General features: G+C 67.5%; 15 protein-coding genes. 6 read left to right on the top strand and 9 right to left on the bottom strand.

Annotated elements, in window-relative coordinates:
- The first annotated feature begins 1 nt into the window (after window position 1).
- A complete protein-coding gene (locus PI246_RS15265; protein WP_320552169.1) occupies window positions 2-1,021 on the top strand; it encodes an HlyD family secretion protein in 1,020 nt (339 codons plus the stop codon).
- Between the two features lie 25 nt (window positions 1,022-1,046).
- Here PI246_RS15265 and PI246_RS15260 read toward each other — a convergent pair whose 3' ends face one another.
- Together PI246_RS15260 and PI246_RS15255 are read right to left on the bottom strand one after the other, a co-directional pair.
- On the bottom strand, window positions 1,047-1,640 hold the full coding sequence (locus PI246_RS15260) for a GNAT family N-acetyltransferase (protein WP_320552168.1): 594 nt from the start codon (window positions 1,638-1,640) through the stop codon (window positions 1,047-1,049).
- Between the two features lie 2 nt (window positions 1,641-1,642).
- Entirely contained in the window at window positions 1,643-1,849 is a 207-nt protein-coding gene (locus PI246_RS15255) for a YdcH family protein (RefSeq protein WP_320552167.1), read from the bottom strand.
- Window positions 1,850-1,948: 99 nt separating this feature from the next.
- On the opposite strand from PI246_RS15255, the gene ttcA reads away from it, so the two are divergent.
- The 4 genes from ttcA to PI246_RS15235 all read left to right on the top strand — a co-directional run bounded on the left by ttcA (window position 1,949) and on the right by PI246_RS15235 (window position 5,873).
- Window positions 1,949-2,821, top strand: a complete 873-nt coding sequence (gene ttcA / locus PI246_RS15250) for a tRNA 2-thiocytidine(32) synthetase TtcA (protein ID WP_320552166.1) — start codon at window positions 1,949-1,951, stop codon at window positions 2,819-2,821.
- A 36-nt stretch (window positions 2,822-2,857) separates the two neighbouring features.
- A complete protein-coding gene (locus PI246_RS15245) occupies window positions 2,858-4,048 on the top strand; it encodes an amino acid aminotransferase (protein WP_320552165.1) in 1,191 nt (396 codons plus the stop codon).
- 73 nt (window positions 4,049-4,121) lie between these two features.
- Window positions 4,122-5,030, top strand: coding sequence for a recombination-associated protein RdgC (locus tag PI246_RS15240; RefSeq protein WP_320552164.1), 909 nt, complete (start codon window positions 4,122-4,124; stop codon window positions 5,028-5,030).
- Between the two features lie 75 nt (window positions 5,031-5,105).
- A complete protein-coding gene (locus tag PI246_RS15235) occupies window positions 5,106-5,873 on the top strand; it encodes a M48 family metallopeptidase (protein ID WP_320552163.1) in 768 nt (255 codons plus the stop codon).
- A gap of 202 nt (window positions 5,874-6,075) precedes the next feature.
- On the opposite strand, the gene PI246_RS15230 is transcribed toward PI246_RS15235, so the two are convergent.
- From PI246_RS15230 to PI246_RS15200, 7 genes are all read right to left on the bottom strand, one after another.
- Window positions 6,076-7,071, bottom strand: coding sequence for an alpha/beta fold hydrolase (locus tag PI246_RS15230; protein WP_320552162.1), 996 nt, complete (start codon window positions 7,069-7,071; stop codon window positions 6,076-6,078).
- A gap of 101 nt (window positions 7,072-7,172) precedes the next feature.
- The gene (locus PI246_RS15225) at window positions 7,173-9,026 is read right to left on the bottom strand and encodes a M1 family metallopeptidase (protein ID WP_320552161.1); all 1,854 of its coding nucleotides are present in this window, start codon (window positions 9,024-9,026) and stop codon (window positions 7,173-7,175) included.
- Window positions 9,027-9,105: 79 nt separating this feature from the next.
- Window positions 9,106-9,855 (bottom strand): bifunctional demethylmenaquinone methyltransferase/2-methoxy-6-polyprenyl-1,4-benzoquinol methylase UbiE, encoded by a 750-nt coding sequence (ubiE, locus tag PI246_RS15220; protein ID WP_320552160.1) that lies wholly within the window; start codon window positions 9,853-9,855, stop codon window positions 9,106-9,108.
- A gap of 104 nt (window positions 9,856-9,959) precedes the next feature.
- Window positions 9,960-13,196, bottom strand: a complete 3,237-nt coding sequence (locus PI246_RS15215; RefSeq protein WP_320552159.1) for a DUF6543 domain-containing protein — start codon at window positions 13,194-13,196, stop codon at window positions 9,960-9,962.
- Window positions 13,197-13,672: 476 nt separating this feature from the next.
- Complete coding sequence (gene plsB, locus PI246_RS15210) at window positions 13,673-16,291, bottom strand: glycerol-3-phosphate 1-O-acyltransferase PlsB (RefSeq protein WP_407069825.1); 2,619 nt, start codon at window positions 16,289-16,291, stop codon at window positions 13,673-13,675.
- A 16-nt stretch (window positions 16,292-16,307) separates the two neighbouring features.
- Window positions 16,308-17,258 carry a hypothetical protein gene (locus PI246_RS15205; protein ID WP_320552158.1) on the bottom strand — a complete coding sequence of 317 codons (951 nt, stop codon included), beginning with the start codon at window positions 17,256-17,258 and terminating at the stop codon, window positions 16,308-16,310.
- Between the two features lie 279 nt (window positions 17,259-17,537).
- Window positions 17,538-18,437 (bottom strand): 5'-nucleotidase, lipoprotein e(P4) family, encoded by a 900-nt coding sequence (locus PI246_RS15200; RefSeq protein WP_407069824.1) that lies wholly within the window; start codon window positions 18,435-18,437, stop codon window positions 17,538-17,540.
- A gap of 145 nt (window positions 18,438-18,582) precedes the next feature.
- Here PI246_RS15200 and PI246_RS15195 point away from each other — a divergent pair, with 145 nt between their 5' ends.
- On the top strand, window positions 18,583-19,602 hold the full coding sequence (locus tag PI246_RS15195) for an AI-2E family transporter (protein ID WP_320552157.1): 1,020 nt from the start codon (window positions 18,583-18,585) through the stop codon (window positions 19,600-19,602).
- Window positions 19,603-19,612 lie beyond the last annotated feature (10 nt).

Genomic DNA, 19,612 nt, shown 5'->3' with positions numbered 1-19,612 from the left:
CATGAAACTCGCCTCCGTCGTTCGCATAGCCGTGACCGCGATCGTCGTCGTCCTCGCGGCGATCGCCGGCCACTTCCTCTGGAAGCACTACATGTATTCCCCGTGGACGCGCGACGGCCGCGTGCGCGCGGAAGTGGTGCGCATCGCCCCGGACGTGGCCGGCCTGGTCACCGACGTGCGCGTGGTGGACAACCAGTCGGTGAAGAAGGGCGACCTGCTCTTCGTGGTCGATCGCTCGCGCTACGAGAACGCGGTCGCCCAGGCCCAGGCCAACGTGAATGCGGCGGAGGCCGCCGCGCGGGCGTCGGGGGCCACGATCAACGCCGCGTCGGCGAGCGCGCAGCAGAGCCGGGCCAATTACGAGATGTACGCGGCCCAGTCGCAGCGCCGGCAGAAACTCATCAACAACGTGATCTCCGCGGAGGACAAGGCCAACGCCCTGGCCGCGGCCAACGCCGCACGCGCCGGCTGGCAGGCCGCGCAGGCCAGCACCAAGCAGGCTGGCGCCTCCCAGCAGCAAGCGCTGGCCGCCGTCGCCCAGGCGCAGGTAGAACTGGCCCTGGCCGAACTGAACCTGGACCGCACCGAAGTGCGTGCGCCGGTGGACGGCTACGTCACCAACCTCGACGTGCGCGTGGGCGACTACGCCAACGCGGGCGCCGCGCGTTTGGCGCTCATCGACAGCCATTCGTACTGGATCTACGGGTATTTCGAGGAAACCAAGCTGCCGGGCGTGCACGTCGGCGATCCGGTCGACATTCGCCTGTTGAGCGGCGGCGTCCACCTTAACGGCACGGTGGAGAGCATCGCCCGGGGCATCACCGATGCCGATAACCCCACGGGCAGCGACCTGCTCGCTTCGGTGAACCCGACCTTCAACTGGGTACGGCTGGCCCAGCGCGTGCCGGTGCGGGTGAGGATCGATACGGCCCACCTGCCCGAGGGCACCGTGCTGGCGGCGGGCATGACGGCGACGCTGGTGGTGCGGCCGCCGGCGGGGGATCGGGTGGCGCGTCGGTGAGGGGCGCAGCGCGCCGGGCGGCCGCCTATCGAAGGCTGATGAGGCGGGACAGGCGCAGCTGGAGCCAGCGGTCGACATCGGGCCACTCGGTGGCCAGCACGCTGTAGCACACGGTGTCGCGCAGGGAGCCGTCGGGCCGCCGCTTGTGGGCGCGAAGCACACCCTCGCGGTGGGCACCGAGCCGCTCGATCGCGCGCTGGGAATCCTGGTTGTATGCGTCGGTGTGGAATTCCACCGCCACCGCGCCCTCGTTCTGGAAGGCGTTGGCGAAGAGCAGGTGCTTGCAGGCCGTGTTGAGGTGGCTGCGCTGCCAGCGCCGCGCGTACCACGTGTAGCCGATGGCCAGGCGCGGGGGATCTTCGACGATGTCGTAGTAGCGGGTGGTGCCCACGATCTCGCCGCTCACGTTCTCACGCACGGCCCAGGGCGACATCCGGCCCGCCTGCTGGCCACGCAGGGCCGCCTCGACGTAAGCGGTCATCTGGCCAGGGGACGGCACGGACGTGAACCAGAGCTTCCACAGTTCACCATCGGCCGCGGCGCGTTCCAGTGGCCCCACGTGATGCAGGCCGAGGGGTTCGAGCGTGACGTGGGCATTTTCGAGCGGGATGGGCGTCACGTTCAGGCATCCAGATCGGGGATGAGCCGGCTCTCGACGCGGGCGATGGCGTCCTTCAGCTGTAACTTGCGCTTTTTCATCCGGGTCAGCTGGATCTCGTCGCGACCGACGGTGTCGGCGAGGTGGGCGATGGCCGTATCGAGCTCGCGGTGCTCGGTTTTCAGCTCGGCGAGGAGCCGGGTCAGCTCGATGGGGTCCGGAACCTGCATGGCGTCGGCCGGCGAAAAGGGAACCCGCAGTCTAACGCCCGGCGAAGCCTTGCGCAGCGGCTACAATAGGGGGCCGCCCGTCCTGCCAAGCCCCCGCCGATGTCCGCCTCGCCCGACGCCACCCGTAAACAGACCTACGAAGCCGCCAAGCTGGCCAAGCGCCTGCGTCGGCAGGTGGGCCAGGCCATCGCCGACTTCGGGATGATCGGGGAGGGCGACAAGGTCATGGTCTGCCTGTCCGGCGGCAAGGATTCCTACACCCTGCTCGACATGCTGCTGTCGTTGCAGGCGAAGGCGCCCTTGCGCTTCGAGCTGGTGGCGGTCAATCTCGACCAGAAGCAGCCGGATTTTCCCGAGCACGTGCTCCCGCACTACCTGGCCGAGCGTGGCGTGCCGTTCCACATCATCGAGCAGGACACCTACAGCGTCGTCACCCGGGTGATTCCCCAGGGCAAGACGATGTGCAGCCTGTGCTCGCGGATGCGCCGCGGCGCGCTCTACCAATGGGCGGCCGACAACGGCATCACGCGCATCGCCCTGGGCCACCATCGCGACGACATCCTCGGCACGTTTTTCCTCAACCTCTTCTACCAGGGCAGCCTCAAGGCCATGCCGCCCAAGCTGAAGTCCGACGACGGCCGCCATGTGGTGATCCGGCCACTGGCCTACTGTCGCGAGGATGACATCGCCGCCTACGCCGAGGCCCGCGCCTTTCCGATCATCCCCTGCAACCTCTGCGGATCGCAGGAAAACCTGCAGCGCAAGGTGATCAAGCGCATGCTCGCCGATTGGGAAAAAAACCATCCCGGGCGTGCCGAAACGATGTTCCGCGCGCTGGGCAACGTGGCGCCTTCGCAGCTCGCCGACCGCGACCTGTTCGACTTCCGTGCGCTCGGCGCGCGTGACGGCGCGGCCATGGCCGACGCACACGCGTGGCTGGCCGGTGGCGACAGCGCCGACGACAACGACTGATCCTTTCCGTCTTTCCAGATCCAGGGCCCGCCGATCATGACTCTCTTCTCTTCCGTGGAACTCGCGCCGCGCGATCCGATCCTTGGCCTCAACGAAGCCTTCGGTGCCGACGCGCGTGCCGACAAGGTCAACCTTGGCGTGGGCGTCTATTACGACGCGAAAGGCCACGTGCCGCTGCTGCGTGCGGTGCGCGAGGCAGAAAAAGCCCGGCTCGAGGCCCAACTGCCCCGGGGCTATCTTCCGATCGACGGCATCGCGCTCTACGATGCCGCCGTGCAGACGCTGCTCTTCGGCGCGACGTCGCCGCTCCTGGCCGATCGCCGCGTGGTGACCGCGCAGGCGCTCGGCGGCACCGGCGCGCTCAAGATCGGCGCCGATTTCCTCAAGCGCCTGAGCCCTGCCGCGCCGGTGGCTATCAGTAACCCGAGTTGGGAAAACCATCGCGCGTTGTTCGAAAACGCCGGTTTCACGGTGCAGGAATACCCCTACTACGACGCCGCCACGCACGGCCTGAACCTCGACGGCATGCTCAACGCGCTGTCGAGCCTGCCGGCCGGCGCCATCGTGGTGCTGCACGCGTGCTGCCACAACCCGACGGGCGTCGACCTGACCGAGGCCGACTGGGCCTGTGTCATCGATGTGGTGCGCGCGCGAGGCCTGGTCCCGTTCCTGGACATTGCCTACCAAGGCTTCGGCGACGGCATCGACGCCGATGCCGCCGCGGTGCGGATGTTCGCCGATGCCGGCGTGTCGTTCTTCGTCGCCAGCTCGTTCTCCAAATCGTTTTCGCTCTACGGCGAGCGCGTCGGCGCGCTCTCCATCGTCACGGCCTCGCACGACGAGGCCGTACGCGTGCAGTCGCAGCTCAAGCGGGTGATCCGCACCAACTATTCCAACCCGCCCACGCACGGTGCGGCGGTGGTATCGGCGGTGCTCAACCACGAGGGCCTGCGTGCCACGTGGGAAGCCGAACTGGGCCAGATGCGCGAGCGCATCCGCGCGATGCGTCGCGGCCTCGTCGAACGCCTGGCCAGGGCGGGCGATTTCGGCTTCATCGAAGACCAGCGCGGCATGTTCTCCTATTCGGGCCTGTCATCGGCGCAGGTCGATCGACTGCGCGAGGAGTTCGGCATCTACGCTGTCGGGACCGGCCGCATCTGCGTGGCTGCGCTCAATGACGGCAACATCGACCGCGTCGCCGACGCGATCGCGACGGTCGTCGCCTGAACGACGCGACACCTCTCCGCCGGCGGGCGTTCTTGCCCGCCACGGCCCTCCTTCGCACGAGACTCACCGATCCATGTTCTTTCGCAACCTGACGCTTTTCCGCTTTTCCGCTTCCGTCGCCGATGACCTCGAACGCCTCGACGAAGCGCTGCCCGAACACCGGCTGCGTCCCGTCGGCCCGATGGAGCTTTCGTCAAAGGGATTCGTGTCGCCGCTAGGCCGCAACGACGAAGCGCTGACCCACGCCGTGGGTCGCAACGTCATGGTCAGCGTGGGCGGCGAGGACAAGCTGCTGCCGTCCGCCGTGGTCAACGACGAGCTCGCCAGTCGCGTGCAGAAGATCGCCGAGGAAGAAGGCCGCAAGGTGAGCGGTCGCGAGCGAAAGCGAATCAAGGACGACGTGATGAACGAGCTCCTGCCGCGCGCGTTCGTGCGCAGCTCGCGCATGCGCGGCTATGCCGACAAGAAGAACGGATGGCTGGTGCTGGATACCTCCAGTCGCAAGTCCGCCGAGAACACCCTGAGCCAGATCCGCACGGCGCTGGGCAGCTTCCCGGCCGTGCCGCTGGCGCCGGAGGAGTCGCCGCGCATCCTGATGACGCACTGGGTAGCGACGGGCAACCTTCCGGGGGGCCTCGCGCTGGGCGACGAATGTGAGTTGCGCGACCCCGCCACGGCCTCCGGGGCGATCGCCCGCTGCCGTCGACAAGATCTCGATACCGATGAGATCCGTGAGCACCTTCGCACCGGTAAACAGGTGTTCCAGTTGGGTCTGGTATTCGACGACCGCATTTCCTTCGTACTTGGCGAAGACCTCATCCTGCGTAAAATCAAGTTCACCGACGTGGTGCTCGACGAGCAGGCCGACAGTCACGAGTCGGCTGCGGCGGAAATGGATGCCAACTTCGCGCTCATGGCGCTCGAGTACGAGCGCCTCCTTGGCAAGATCGAAGCGTGGTTCAAGCTGCCCCGTCCCGAGTAGCGCGAAAGCGGCCGCGTCGCAGGCGTTGACGCGCAGCGGTGGGATGTTCGTCGGGATCGGCACGAGGCTTGCGACATGGCGGCAGACGACAGCGACTGGCTCGAACTTTCCACGTCCACAGGGGGCGTGATCCGCGTGCTCAAGGCGGCGCACCCCCGTGCGCGCCGCCTGCGTCTCACGGTCACGCCCAAAGGTGCCCGCCTCACCTATCCCCATGGCACGCATACGGCGCAGATGACGGCGTTCCTGCGTCATCACGCCGACTGGCTGGAGCAGAAACTCGGCGAGTTCCATCTCGATGCCGAGCCGTTACCTGCCTTGCGCGTGGGGGTGCCTGCGACGTTTCCGTTCCGGGGCGACGATATCGAACTGCGCTGGGCCGAAGGGCCGTATCCGAAGGTGGAGCACGCGCCCGGTAGCCTTACCCTGGTGATTCCGAGGCCGCCTACCCGGGCGCTGGGCGTAGCCCGTGGCTTGCTGGCGAGTTTCTTCGAAGCGCAGATCCGCCGCGATGTCTCACGGTGGTTGCCTACGTACATTCCTCTGATCAACGCCGCGCCGACGGCGTTGCGCATCCGTCCGCTGAAGAGCCTGTGGGGCAGCCTCGACACGCGCGACCGCATCAATCTCGACCTGGCACTCGCCCTCGCGCCACCCGCGGCGCTGCGCTACGTGCTCGTGCACGAGTTGTGTCACCTGAAGGTGCGCAATCACTCGCCGCGATTCTGGCACTGGGTCGAGAGCGTCCTGCCCGACCACAAGGCGCAGCGAACCTGGCTGCGCGCGCACGGCAGCGGGTTGAAGAGGCAGTTGGATCGCCTGGTCGCCGACGTAGCCGATTGACCGGCCCGTCGGCCCGGCGTGGCAGAGCGCGCCCTGCGCCTGAATTCTCCGGTCAGCCAACGCGAATGACGCCGCTGCCCGTGGGAGCGGATCGTGTCCGCGAATCCTCAGGCTACCGAGGGCGAACGACGTCGTCCGCGCGATGGCACGGACGGCTGGCGCCGGATCGCCGATGCGATCGGGCCCCCTTTGATGGCGGGGGTCAATGCGCCAGCGCGAAGCTGGTGATGATCCGTGCGGTCTCTTCGGGCTTTTCCAGCAACGGCATGTGGTTGCAGCCGTTGAGAACCGTGGCGCCGATCGCCGGGGAGCTTTTCAGCCCGCTGCGCAGCGTGTCGAGCGCGGACACGTCGATGACCTTGTCGTCGTGGCACCACAGGCCCAGCACCGGCATCGGCAGGCGGCCGATCACCGGGTCGAGCGACAGCGCCTGCTCCGGCCGGCGCAGTTCGTCGAACGTGCGCGCGATGAAGGCATGGTCGTCGCGGTTGCGCTGGAGCAGTGCGTCTTCCAGGCGCGGCGGGATGTGCGGCGGCTGGAGGAAGATGAGGGCCAGGAGCGATTCCAGATCAGCCCGGTTTTCCCACAGGAACGGATTCTTGCCGGCTTTCACCTCACGGGTGAAGTCGTTTTCCTTGAAGGTGAGGCCGAGGGCATCCATCAGCACCAGGCTGGCGACGCGCTCGTGGTGCTGGTCGGCGTACACGCCGGCGATGGCGCCGCCCATGGAGTGGCCCACCAGCATGAAACGCTGCATGCCCACAGCGGCGAAGAACGGCTCAAGGCGTGCGGCCTGGGCCGTGATGCCGTAGTCACCGCCCTCGGTACGCGAGGATTCTCCCCAGCCGGGGAGGTCCGGCACGATCACGTGGAAGTGCGCCGTGAGTTCCTTGGCCGTTTCCAGCCAGGTTTCCTTGTTGGCCGCGAAGCCGTGCAGCAGCACGATGTTCGGACCGTCGCCGCCTTCGTAATACGACCAGTGCGTGTCGCCGGCCTGGATCGTTTTTTTCTCCACATGCGCCTGCATCGCCAGGCGCGCTGCGTCGGCCTTCAGCAGCAGCGAGGGGGCAAACAGGTAGACCAGGCCCGCGCCGATGCCGAGCACGGCGGCGACGACGACGAGAAACTTCAGGCGCCGCAGCAGCAGGCGCTGCCACAGGGGGCGGGACTCGGACGGCGAACGGGAAGGGGTAGCCATGGGACGAAAACCGGGGGGAACGGGGACGCCCGCACGATGCGGGGCCGGGCGTCAGGATGCAAGCCTCGGGACACCGCCAGGGTGCCCCGAGGGCCGGGAGATCACTTCGTTTTCTTGGGGCCGTCGGCGAGGATCCGTTCCACCGCCTGCTGGGTGAGGGGGTGGTAACCGGACTTGGCCTTGGCGTAGGTCGCCCGGGCGAAGGCGAGGCCGTCCGGCGTCTGCGCGAGCGCGCGATACAGCGGCGTGGTCAGGTAGAGGCGGCCGATCCGGGTCATGTGTTCGGCGGCGGCCGGCCATACGCTCTTGTCGCCCGCCGCGATCGCGTGGGCGTACCAGCGCATGCCGATTTCCGCGTTCGGCGTGCCGGTGAGGTGCCAGGCGTCGTCGAGCGCGCGGATGCGGTCGAGCGGCGTCACGTCAGGCAGGCGATCGAGGAAGTACATCCACTCCTGCGTGTTCCACCCCTTGGCGTCGAGGCCGCTGGCGTCGAGCGTGCCGGCAAGGAAGGCGCTGCGTTCCTTGTCGATGGCATCGAACCGCGGCGACGACGGCAGCGGCGCGTCCTTGGGGATGCCCGGCTGCCAGATCCATGCGCGGGCCTCGGCCTCGCTCATCTTGCCGGGGTATTTGTCGAGCAGGTTGGCCTTGAGGTAGGCGAACATCGTTTCGGTGTCGATGCTCTGGAAGGCGAAATGCGCGAAATATCCCTTGAGGTACGCATCGAACGTGTCGCGACCGAAGCGCTGCTCGAGCGTGCGAAGGAACCACGAGCCCTTGTCGTAGGCGACCGACGACAGCGAATCGTCGGCACCGACGCCGCGCGGGTCGGGCGCGAGCTTCTGCGCGTTCTCCGGCATCTCGCCGATCGTCTTCTGCAGTTCGCGTGCGGAAAGCAACGCCTCTTCGTCGGCCTGCGTCTTGCCGTACACGGCCTCGGTGATGCGGCCCTGCACGTAGGTGGTGAACCCTTCGTTGAGCCAGATATCGCGCCACGCCGCGCTGGTGACCAGGTTGCCCGACCACGAATGCGCCAGCTCGTGCGAGACCAGCGACACCAGGCTCTTGTCGCCCACCAGCACGGTCGGCGTGGCGAAGGTCATGTTCGGGTTTTCCATGCCGCCGAACGGGAACGACGGCGGCAGCACCAGGATGTCGTAGCGTCCCCAGGCGTAGGGTCCGTAGAGCTTCTCCGTGGTCTCGATCAGCTTTTCGGTGTCTTCGAATTCATGCGCGGCCTTGCCGACCACCGATGGCTCGGCATACACCGCGCTGCGCGGGCCGGTCTGCTTCACCGCGATGTCGCCGGCGGCGATCGCCAGCAGGTACGACGGGATGGGGTGCGGCTGGTCGAAGCGGAAATCGCCGTCGAGGGGATGCGTCGCGTCGTTGATGGCGCTCATCGCGACGCGGATGCCCTTCGGCGCGCTGACGTGCGCATCGTAGGTGAAACGGATCGCCGGCGAATCCTGCAGGGGCACCCACGAACGCGCGTGGATGGATTCGGACTGAGAGAACATGAAAGGCTGCTTCTTATCCGCGGTCTGCGCCGGCGTCAGCCACTGGAGGCCGGAGGCCTGGGGCGAGGTGGTGTAGACGATGCGCACACTGGCCGGGTGCGACGGCGCCTGGATGGTGAGCTTGGAGCCCAGTTCCTTGTCGCGTGGCGCCAGGACAAAGGGCAACGGCGACGTCTTGCCGGTCGGGTCGACGCCTTCGACGCGGCCGATGGTGAGATCGCGTGTGTCGAGCACCAGGCTCCGGGCCTTCGCGTCTTTCCAGTCGAGCTTGAGCGTGGCGCTGCCCGCCAGTTCACGCTTGGCGAAATCCATGGTCAGGTCCAGATCCAGGTGCGTGACGCGCACCTGGTCGGGCTGGGCGTACGAATGCGGATCGGCGGCCATGGCGACCACAGGGAAGACGGCGGTGAGTGCCGCGAAGGGGAGCAGGCGCATGCGGGGTTCCACGAGGGGATGAGGAACCAGTATGCCATCGGTGGCCGGGTACCCGGGGACGAGTGGCCCGGCCCGGCGGTTACAGCTTGTAACCCCGATGAATGGCGACGATGCCGTTGGTGAGGTTGCGCACCTCGACGTGACCGAAGCCGGCACGCAGCATCATGTCCTTGAGCAGCCCCTGGTCGGGATGCTTGCGGATCGACTCGGCGAGGTAGCGGTAGCTGTCCGCGTCGTTGGCGAAGAGCTTGCCCAGGCGGGGCAGCACCTTGAACGAGTGCACGTCATAGAGCCTGGAGAGCAGTGGGCTCTGCACCTTCGAGAACTCGAGCACAAGCAGGCGGCCGCCAGGCTTGAGCACGCGCAGCATGTCGACGAGGGCCTTTTCCTTGTCGGTGACGTTGCGCAGGCCGAAGGCGATCGTGATGGCGTCGAAATGGTTGTCCGGGAAGGGCAGCATCTCGGCGTTCATCTGCGCCCAGCGCAGGCCGGCCACCAGGCCCCGGTCGGTGAGCCGGTCGCGGCCCACGCCCAGCATGGCGGCGTTGATGTCGCCCACCACGACCTCACCCTCGTCGCCGACCACCGGCTTGAGCAGCGCGGCGATGTCGCCGGTGCCGCCGGCCAGGTCGAGCACGCGATCGCCGCGACGCACGCCGCTCACCGCGACGAAGTGGCGCTTCCACAGGCGATGCACGCCGAACGACATGAGGTCGTTCATCAGGTCGTAATTGCGGGCGACCGACGTGAACACCTGGCCGACGAGCTTCTGCTTCTCGCCGACGGGGACGTCGCGGAAGCCGAAATGGGTGGTTTTCGGATTATCCATCCGGGCATGGTACCCCTGCGGCCGTCACGCCGCGAGCCTGTCGGATGAATGCCCGTTCCGGCCTGCCGTGCCCTCACGCACCCCGTGCCGGCGACGCCCGCCCCTCACGACTTCGGCCGGTGCCCCACGCCCTGGATGATCCCGCGCAGCGGCACCGCGGGCAGGGCGCCCGGAACATCGCCGGCATGCCCGCCGCCGGTCAGTCGCGGCGGACGGATCAGGTACGTGCTTTCATGCACGTTGCTTACCCGATGCAGTTCGTAACCCGGCGGCAGCGCCTCCAGGTCGAGCTTGATCCAGTGTTGCACCATGCCTGGCCGGTTGGCCTGGCGCGTCCATGGGTTGCGCCCGCTGAGCCATGCGGCGACCTGGTCGAGGTCGTTCCGTGCCGGATCGAGCGTGGTCACGTACGCGCCGGACGGGAAGCCCCGATGGGCCTCGGATTGGGTAAGCCAGTTGAACCCCTCGCCACGCATCGCGTAGAAGCCCGCGTCGTCCGTGTAGTGCCACACATAGCGGGGCCACAACGCGCGCGTCACGGGCGTGGCCTCGTGGGTCAGGCCCTGCCCGGCGCCGCTGGCGGCGGGCGCCGGCAGCGCGTCCACGCGCACAGGCGGCCTGGGCGTGGGTGAGGCGACGGCCGACGCGGGCGCCTCCGATCGGGACCAGGCCAGCGCGGCGTCCCAGCGCTGGCGTTCCACTGTGGTGAGGGGGGCGCGCTGGATCCGGCGCCAGGCCAGTTTCTTTGCGCCCGCGTCCGAGCCCTTGCCCGCTACGAGGTGTCGGGCAAAGCGCCCGATCTGTGCGTCGTTCAGGCCATGCAGGTCCTCGATGTGGCGGTGCTTGCGCAGCAACGCGTCGGTCGATCCGACCGGCGGGCTGCCGCCCAGCAGGCCGAGGTCGGTGCGGTATTGCCACTGTCCCTCGCCCACGTGCACCACGGCCGGGCCGGTGAAATGGCTGTCGAGGGCAGCGGGACGGGTGAGGCGCCAGGTCTGGGCGACGGCGTCGTATTGCACCGCGTACATTTTTCCGCCGTGCGCGATGAGGTTCTGGCCGTCGACCTGATGGATGCCGTGCGCGTTGGCGATCGATCGCGCGCACTTGCCGCAGGTGATCGCGAATCGTGCTTCGAAGAGGTCGGCGGCGGTCGTCAGGTCGACGCGGGCGAGCCGCAACCGAAGCGTCCGATGGGCGCCGCGCACGATCACCGAATGCGCGAGCGCCGGCTTGAGTGCCACGAGCAGGCCGAAGTCCAGCAACGCGGTGTAGGCGGCCGTGAACTCGACGAAGGCCCCCGCCGGATCGCGCTGCTTGACCTGGTCGTAGAAGCGCCAGCCGGCCATCGGGGCGCGTCCGATGAAGTGCGCGAAGCCTCGGGCGAAGGCGGCCGGATCGAGGCGGAAGTGATCGGCGTCGGCCTCGCTGCTGCTGCGTGCCAGGAGGCGGACCTGCGCCTCGCGCAGGTCGACTTCCGCATCGTAGAGCGCCTCAAGAAGGTGACCGTCGACCACGCGCTCGCCGAACGCCTCGTCGGTATGGGTGGTGTTGTGGGCCGGCATGCCGCCGAACACCCACCGACTCAGGCGTGTGGCGGAAGACACGTCGAAACGTCGCACGCCATTGGGTGCCGTCGTGGCGAAACGTGGAGGAAGACGTTCGAGAAGGTAGTCCTCAAAACGAAGCGCGTAGAGGAATTCGCGTTCGAGGGCATCGCGATCGGTGAACTCCCGGAAGACGACGCCGTCCGGTGCGCCGGGCGTGTAGGCCACGATCCGCTTCTCATAGGTGGACGACGAGGACAGGGTAAACACGCCTGCCACGGGCACGCCCTTGTACGTCACCTGCTTCGCCATGATGTCGTGCCCCCCGTCCTTGCGTCGGTTCCTGGCCGCGGGCGCATCGAGCATGGCGTCGACCCAGGCATAGCCCGCATCGTGCAGCGGCCCACCGGCGAGGTGCGGGATGTCTTCGGAGAGGTGTGCGGACAACCGGGCTTCTTCCGCATCCATCCGCAGGCGAATCGTCAGGGCACCGAGCGCGAGCGCGCGACGCATGTCGGCTTCGATGGATCCGGTAAAGGTCGTACGGATGAGCCGCGCATAATGACCGGCGACGTCGACGTCCCGAATGAGCGTGTGCACGCGATCGGGTGTCAGTTCGCGTTCGAGCGATCGTCCCGTGCGATCGACCGCGGCGAACTGGCGAACTTCCCAGTCCGGGACGTTTTCGAGCGCCAGTTCCACGAGGGGAACGCGCTTGACGAAGTGGTAGACGCGCCGGCGGCCCGTGGGCGGGATCTGGCAACCGCAGCTGTAGATGTCGACGAAGACGTCGCCGGCGGGTGTCGTCGCACCGATGGCGCGAAGCGCGTCGTCGAGCCGTTGGATGGCGAAGGTTTCGATGTTGGGTAGGTCCACCCACGTCCAGTTCGTGGCGACGCGCTGGAGGTCGTCGTATGCCTTCCATGAGCGACGCCAGTCGTTTGCCACGTCGGGCGCGGCCTGCGCCAGCCGCTCGTCCGTCACCTTTTGCAGCAGGCGGCGCTCGTGCGCCGAGATCAGGCGTCGGACGTCCGGGAGCATGTCCAGTCGTGCAGCGATACGCATCGCGTCGATCGCCAGACGGCGTTCGTCGGCAGAGAGCGTCGTGTCGAACAGAAGGCTCCATGCCGCGTCCAGCCGCTCGCGTTGCCGCGCGATCACCACCGACGCGAGCGTGAAAAGCGGTGCTCCTTGCAGGGCCGAGAGGGTGACGATGCGATCGGAGGGGGCATCGTCGATGCCCAGCAGCGAGACGCCGGGTGGCTCGATGCCATCGTTCTGTGCCTGGCGGAACCGCTGTTCCATCGCGTCGAGCAATGCCTGGCGATCGGTGAAACGTTCCCAGCCGACCTCCGGCAGGAAGACGATCGCCGGGTCGTCCGGTGCACCGGTGACCACGACGGAGCCCGCGTGCGGCATGCCTCCTACCATGAGCAAGTGGCCCTGGAGCGGCGTCGGTGGCGATCGTTCGGTCGACCGGGCGAACGCGACCGCCATGTCACGCGCCCGCTCGTCGAGGGTCCCGTCGAAGCCTCGCAGCAGCGCCTCGTCGCGCATCACCGCGGCCAGGTGCGCACCCAACGCAGGCGTCCTCGCCGCTTGCGGGTCATGCCAGAACTGGGCGAGGCGATAGAGATGATCCCCCCGTTCGCCGGCTGTCGGCGAATCCGGTAGCGGAGGAAGGGCCTGCGCGATGTCGCCGCGCCACGCCTGCAGGCCGGCAAGGCGCTGGAGCGTGTCGAGCATGTCCTGTTGGGAGGAGACGACCAGGGCAGGCGGGGCCTGCGGAGGAAGCATGTCCACGGGCAATCCTTTGCATGGGGAGACGCCCAGTCTACGAAGGCTCGCCCGCGAGGCGCTGTCGTCCTCGCGGACTTTGCCGTGTCGGTCAGGGGAGCGGCTGCAGGCCGGTGACGAACTCATCGCGACCGACCGGCAGGCCGGGGACGATGTCGACCGCGCGGTCTCTATGGATGCGGTGACGCGGATGACGCCCGGCTCGAAGAGCGCCCCCACGAGACGCCGATCAGCATCGGCGCCGCGTTCCATGGTGTCGGCGAGCAGCCGCTCGAACGCGCGCGCTGCGTGACGCGGAGGGTGTCGAAGTCGCGCGTCGATCGCGGATCGCGGGTTGGCCGGCACCCCGCACGAGCGCCGGGGCGGCTGTGGCGGAACCCTATCCCTGGGGCGTCGCTCCTTGGCGTGAACGTCGCAAAAAGGGGGGCGGCCGGCGCAACGCCGCTCATCGGCGAGCGCCGCCCTGACGCATGGGATCAAGGCCCTTCGTGAGGCTGGTGCCGGTGTTTTTCGTTGGCGACGTGTCGTTCGTGGAGCGAGTCACCGGTGTCCGTGGCCTGCGGATCGTCGGGCGGGCGTGCATCAAGATCGCGCTCGTTCTCGCCACCCGGCGTGATCTTGAGAATCGAGTGGCGCACCTCGCGGGCAAGGATGACGCGCGCGTCGCGCACCATGTCTTCCAGCGCTTCGGCGAAATCGAGCTTGCCGTTTTCGTCGGTCCACACCACCTTCTTCTCGCGAAGCTTCTGGATGAAGCCGCGGAACAGGGCCTTGTCGAAGAACTCCGGTGCCGACAACTCGTTGAGCATGCTCAGGCGCTGCGCGGTGAGCGTGCACGCGGTTTCCAGTTCGCCCGCGCTCATCGTGTGCGGGCCGTTCTTTACCAGGGCGGCGACGGCGATGTAATAGCGCTCGAAGGCCTGCAGCATGCTGCGCGCGATCACGCGCAATTGGTAGGCGCCGTCGTCCTGGCCGGGCCCACGCTCGAGCAGGCGACCCTCGCCCTGCGATTCGAGCATGCCGCGGCGGAGAAAGAAGTCGATGGTGTCCTGCAACTGCGTGGCGAAGCCGTCTTCGTCCCACGGCAGGAACAGCTCGCCCTGGATGAAGGGATAGATGATGCGGCCCAGGCGCACCACCGACGAGCGCGACATGCGCCGGTTGTTGAGGAAGCATGCGGCGACCCACGCGGCGGCGGCATTGAGGTGCAGCACGTTGTTGCGGAAGTACGACAACAGCACCGCCTGCTCGCCCTCGGTGACCAGCACGTCGCCCAGCGGATGTCGCACGCGGCGGATCCAGCCCATCTGTTCGCCGTAAGCCACGATGCCTTGCGGGTTCATCGGCGTGATCGTGACGCGGTCGGAGTAGGGCAGCTCCTGGAAGAGCGTCTTGGTGAGTTCGAGCTGCACCAGCAGGTCGTTTTCGGCCATCGCGTGCTTGGGTGTGGCCAGAAGCGCGAGCGCCAGCAGGTTGATCGGGTTGACGTCCGCGGCACGGTTGATGTTGATCTGGATCTGTTCGGCGAGGCCGTCGACCGCGCGATTGAGCCATTCGGGCTTCGCGTCGGGATCGGCGGTGGATTCGCGCCAGTCGGCCGAGGCCGCCGCGAGGACCGGCTCGAGCAGGATCGGCTCGCCGAAGTTGAGGGTGACGTGGCCGTAGCGCTGGCGCAGTACCTTCAGGCCGCGGATCAGGCCAAGCAGCGACTCCTTCTCCTTGGGCTTGCCGGACAGCTCGCCGATGTACGACTTGCCTTCCATCAGCTTCTCGTAGCCGATGTACACCGGCTGGAACAGCACCGGGCGGCGCGGCGCCCGCAGGAACGCCCGCACTGTCATCGCCAGCATGCCGGCGCGCGGCGTGAGCAGGCGACCCGTGCGCGAGCGCCCCCCTTCGATGAAGTATTCCAGCGGCACGCCACGGTCGACGAGCTGGGCGAGGTATTCGTTGAATACCACCGAATACAGCGCGTTTCCCTTGAAGCTGCGACGCAGGAAGAACGCCCCGCCGCGCCGCAGCAGCGGCCCGATCAGCGGCAGGTTGAGATTGACGCCCGCGGCGATGTGCGGCGGCACCACGCCCGAGTGGTGCAACTGGTAGGAGAGCAGCAGGTAATCGGTATGGCTGCGGTGGCTGGGTACGTAGACCACTTCGTGGCCGGGCGCGACGGCGCGCACCTTCTCGAAGTGATGCATGGCGATGCCGTCGTAGAGCTTGTTCCAGAAGTTCGACAGCAGGAACGACGTGGAGCGCACCACGGGATGCGAGTAGTCCGCGGCGATTTCCAGCGCGAAGTCGCGGGCGCGCCGTTCGGCCTTGGCCTGGGTGAGGTTTTCCTTGCTGGCCGTCGCCGCGATGGCGTCGCGTACCGGTTGCGCGTTGAGCACGGCGTCGACCACCGTGCGTTTGTGCGACAGGTCGGGGCCGATGACGGCCGCGCGGATACGCCGGAAGTGCGTGCGCAGCACGCGGGCGATCTTGCGGGTGAGGCGTTCGGCGGTGAGGCCTTGCGATTCGGCCAGCACGTTGCGGAGCGATACCGGTGCGGAAAAATGCACCACGGTGTCGCGGCCGTTGAGCAGCAGCGCAAGCATTCGCCGGAAACGACCGACGACGAGCCAGTTTTCGGCGAAGAGCACGCTGAACCAGCCCGTCTCGCGGTGGGGCGCGCGGCCGACATAGATCGACACCGGCACGACCTGGATGTCGCGGGAGGGGTCGGCCTCCAAGGCGCGGATCAGCTGGCCGATGGGTTCCTTCGGCCCGCGCTTGTCGGTGCGCCCGAACAGCCAGCCTTCGCGGCGGCTGAGCGAAAACACCGAGCGGCGTCGACGGCCCGGGAGGTCGAGCAGCTGCATGGGGCTGGGCAGGCCGGCCTCGCGGCAGGCACGTTCGAGGATCAGCGCGTCGGACGTGCCGTCGCGCTCGATGGCATAGCACACCGACGCGCCGCCCAGCAGGAGGGAGGCCGGCTCGGCCGGCTCGCGCTTGATCTTGACCCAGGGCTCGAGCATCCGGCCCAGCAGCGTGAACCACCAGGGCGAACGGGCGACGTGGACGTGCGGATCCGCACTCATCGGTATATCGGACATCGTGGGATTGTAAGGCCTAGCGCAGGTGGGCGGCGGTGACCGGAGGCGCGACGCTGCCCGGTCCGGCCGGCGCGCTGGCGGCGGGAGCGGGCACGCGGTTGAGCTGGGCATGTTCGGCGCGCACGTCCTGGAGCAGGTCGCTGTCGTACCAGCGGCCATCCAGCAGCACGAGGGTGACGTCGGTCTGGATCGGCTTGTCGAGGAGGGTATAGGTGACTTTGACGTGGGCCGATCCGCCGCTTTTCTCCAGGGTGTCGATGCTCGCCGAGTCGAAGCTCTTGTCCAGCGACAGGCCGTATACCGCCACCAACCGCTTCAGGCCCTGCCACGCGGTGGCGTAGGTGGCCATGGTCTGGTCGAAGTCCATCGCGTGCAGGGCTTCGGGCGTGGACAGGTGGGCGTTGCGTGCGGTCTCTACCACGATGGCGATGGCATCTTTCGCTTTGGCCTGGTCGCTCCAGTCCACCGTCTGCGCCCAGGGCGCGATGATGTTGACGACCTCGCGCAGCTGGCGCTTCTGGCCGGCGTTGAAGTCCTTGTCCTGGTCGATCGCGGTCAGCGCCATCGACTGCGCGACGCCGGCGATCAGCGGCATCTGGTCCTTGTAGTCGCGGTTGAAGCGCAGCAGCACGGGGCGCAGGTCGGCGAACAGCTTCTTTTCGGCGTCGGGCTCGGTCAGGCGCTTGACGCCGTTTTCGAAGCGCTGGCGGTCCTGCGGCGCGATCGGTTCTTTGGCCGCGTTTCGCTGCGTCCAGTCGGCGCGCAGGGTGGCGAAGTCAGCGGGCGGGAGGGCGTGGCGCCAATACAGGTCGAACTTGCCGTCACGGAGCAGGTCGAGCGAGGCGCGCACGGCGTCGTCGGGAGAGCCGCCGCCGGGGGTACCGGTGGGCTCCTTGTCCTTGCCGCAGGCGGCCAGGAGCAACAGCGCCAGGGTGAGCAGCCAGGCCTTGGCAAGCATACGGGGCATGGGGCGAGCAGCCGTCATCGAGCGGGAAAGGGAGGGTACGGGGGGAGGCCGGCGATGGGAAGTGACGTGCGCTTTGCGCGTGCCTGGACCGCGCCGTTCCGGGGCCTGACAAAGAAAAACCCCGGAGACCTTCGCCTCACGGGGTTATCCGGCCCGAAGCCGGCAAGGGAAATGGCCTTGCCCACATTGCTTTCGGCACCGCGGGTTTCGGCGGGAGCAATGATAGTTGCACGACATTGCTAATGCAATACGTGAGGAAATCATTGCTAACCCGCTGTTTTAGTTTGTCTTTAGTGCGTCAATCTTCTTCTGGCGACGCTGTTCACGCGGCAGAGTGTAATCGTTGTCGAACATCGCTGCCTCCCAGGCCCCGTACGTGGGGTTCGGCAGCACGAACCAGCGCTCGCCGATCCAGGCGGTATAAGGCGCCATGGCTTTTGCCCGTCCGTCGGTCGTGTTCCCGTAGACATTGGCGAAATCGCCGATCTGGTCGCCGAACTGCATCAGCACGCGGTAGTTTTTCGCCACGAGCTGGCGACGGCAGCCCTTTTCGCTGCCTGCCTGCTCACAGCCGTCCACGAACGTGCCCAGGCCGAGGAATGCCTCTTTGCCCGACACCGGGAAGCCCGCCGAGCGCAGGTTGGCCAGCGTGGCGTCGTCGAGGTCTTTCGCGCGATTGGAGATGTAGATGACGGCGATGCCGTGGTCGGCGGCGAAGGTCGTGAATTCAACCGCGCCGGGCAGCGGACGGGCGATGCCTTCCTTGCACCACGCGGCCCAGTCGGCCTCGTTGAACTCCGTGCCAGAGCGGATCAGGCGCGCCTGGTAGGGCGAGTTGTCGAGCACGGTTTCGTCCACGTCGAGCACGACGGCGGGCTTGAGTCCCTTGAGCGACGGATGGGCCGCGCGATCGTCCTTGGGCAGGGCGTCCCAGCTGGGATCCTTCATTGCTTTGAGTAATTTCTCTTCCGCGTCGCGGTAGGTCTGCAGGTAGAGGAAGTCGTGCTCGCTGGCATGCTGCGCCCAGGTCACCGCGTTGAGATTGTCGTCGGCGGCGGGTGCCGTCGGTGCGGGTGCGGGCGCGGCCGGTGCGGCGACCATCGGCGGGTGCGTCGGCGCGCCGGTGGCGCAGGCAGTGAGCAAAAGGGCCGCGACGAGCGCGGTCGGAACGGACTTCATCAGGCAAACCCCTCGGAGACTGTCATCGCGATACGGCCGGCGATTGTCCGGGCAGTTTACGACAGGGTGACGACGCCCGCGCCCTCTGGCACATCGCCCCCGCGTCCTGACAGACTGCCACCCCATATCCACCGCGAGGCCCTCCATGGACGCCGCATCATCCCGGACCCGCACCGTTCGCATCGCCAGTTACGTCGCGGCGGGGCTCGGCCTCTTCCTCATGCTTTACCTGCGCCTGCTGCCCGCGCTGCTCGCGGGCCTGCTGGTCTACGAGGTGGTCGTGTCCGTGGCGCCGCTGATGGGCCGCAAGCTCTCCGGCGACCGTGCCCGGGTGCTGGCGGTGGCGCTGGTCGGGGTGGTGGTGGTCGGCCTGATCACGGCGTTGATCCTCGGCGGCATCAGCTTCTTCCGCAACCAGATCGGCAACCCGGAGGATCTGTGGCAGAACAAGCTGATGCCGATGGTGGAGCGTGCGCGTCAGCAACTGCCCCCGGCCGTCGTCGATCGCCTGCCCGACAGCGTGGACGCCCTGCGCGTCACCGCCCTGGACTGGGCGCGCTCGCACGCGGTCACGCTGCAACTGGCCGGAAAAGAGGCGGCGCGCATCCTCGTGCACATCCTGATCGGCCTCGTGCTCGGCGCGATCGTGGCCCTCAGCCGCACGCGGCCCACCCACCAGGTCGGCCCCTTCGCGGCCGAGCTCAGCCTGCGCAGCGCGCGCCTGGCCGACGCCTTCCACAACATCGTGTTCGCCCAGATCAAGATTTCGTTGGTCAACACGGTCTTCACTGCCATCTTCCTGCTGGGGGTGCTGCCCCTGTTCGGCGTGCACCTGCCCCTGACCAAGACGCTGATCGTGATCACGTTCGTGGTTGGCCTGCTGCCTGTCATCGGCAACCTGCTGTCCAATACCGCCATCACCGTCGTCGGGCTCTCGGTGGGCCTTTACGTGGGTCTGGGGGCGCTGGCCTTCCTGATCCTGATCCACAAGCTGGAGTACTTCCTCAACGCCCGCATCGTCGGCGGCCAGATCCGGGCGCGAGCCTGGGAGCTGCTCGTGGCGATGCTGGTGTTCGAGGCGGCGTTCGGGTTGCCTGGGCTCGTGGCGGCGCCGATTTTCTACGCGTATCTCAAGGCCGAGCTGGAAGCGGCCCGCTTGATCTGACCTTCATCGG

The sequence above is a fragment of the Luteibacter sahnii genome (assembly GCF_034063545.1).
GTDB lineage: Bacteria > Pseudomonadota > Gammaproteobacteria > Xanthomonadales > Rhodanobacteraceae > Luteibacter > Luteibacter sahnii.
This window is presented reverse-complemented; position numbering and strand designations above follow the sequence as displayed.

What these genes read in the sequence shown, in the direction of transcription:
- plsB (WP_407069825.1), bottom strand. Translation starts at nt 16,291, where the DNA reads ATGTCCGATATACCGATGAGTGCGGATCCGCACGTCCACGTCGCCCGT.
- PI246_RS15255 (WP_320552167.1), bottom strand. Translation starts at nt 1,849, where the DNA reads ATGCAGGTTCCGGACCCCATCGAGCTGACCCGGCTCCTCGCCGAGCTG.
- ubiE (WP_320552160.1), bottom strand. Translation starts at nt 9,855, where the DNA reads ATGGATAATCCGAAAACCACCCATTTCGGCTTCCGCGACGTCCCCGTC.
- PI246_RS15265 (WP_320552169.1), top strand. Translation starts at nt 2, where the DNA reads ATGAAACTCGCCTCCGTCGTTCGCATAGCCGTGACCGCGATCGTCGTC.
- PI246_RS15225 (WP_320552161.1), bottom strand. Translation starts at nt 9,026, where the DNA reads ATGCGCCTGCTCCCCTTCGCGGCACTCACCGCCGTCTTCCCTGTGGTC.
- PI246_RS15200 (WP_407069824.1), bottom strand. Translation starts at nt 18,437, where the DNA reads ATGAAGTCCGTTCCGACCGCGCTCGTCGCGGCCCTTTTGCTCACTGCC.
- PI246_RS15235 (WP_320552163.1), top strand. Translation starts at nt 5,106, where the DNA reads ATGGCGGCAGACGACAGCGACTGGCTCGAACTTTCCACGTCCACAGGG.
- PI246_RS15230 (WP_320552162.1), bottom strand. Translation starts at nt 7,071, where the DNA reads ATGGCTACCCCTTCCCGTTCGCCGTCCGAGTCCCGCCCCCTGTGGCAG.
- PI246_RS15195 (WP_320552157.1), top strand. Translation starts at nt 18,583, where the DNA reads ATGGACGCCGCATCATCCCGGACCCGCACCGTTCGCATCGCCAGTTAC.
- PI246_RS15245 (WP_320552165.1), top strand. Translation starts at nt 2,858, where the DNA reads ATGACTCTCTTCTCTTCCGTGGAACTCGCGCCGCGCGATCCGATCCTT.
- PI246_RS15240 (WP_320552164.1), top strand. Translation starts at nt 4,122, where the DNA reads ATGTTCTTTCGCAACCTGACGCTTTTCCGCTTTTCCGCTTCCGTCGCC.
- ttcA (WP_320552166.1), top strand. Translation starts at nt 1,949, where the DNA reads ATGTCCGCCTCGCCCGACGCCACCCGTAAACAGACCTACGAAGCCGCC.
- PI246_RS15215 (WP_320552159.1), bottom strand. Translation starts at nt 13,196, where the DNA reads ATGCTTCCTCCGCAGGCCCCGCCTGCCCTGGTCGTCTCCTCCCAACAG.
- PI246_RS15205 (WP_320552158.1), bottom strand. Translation starts at nt 17,258, where the DNA reads ATGCCCCGTATGCTTGCCAAGGCCTGGCTGCTCACCCTGGCGCTGTTG.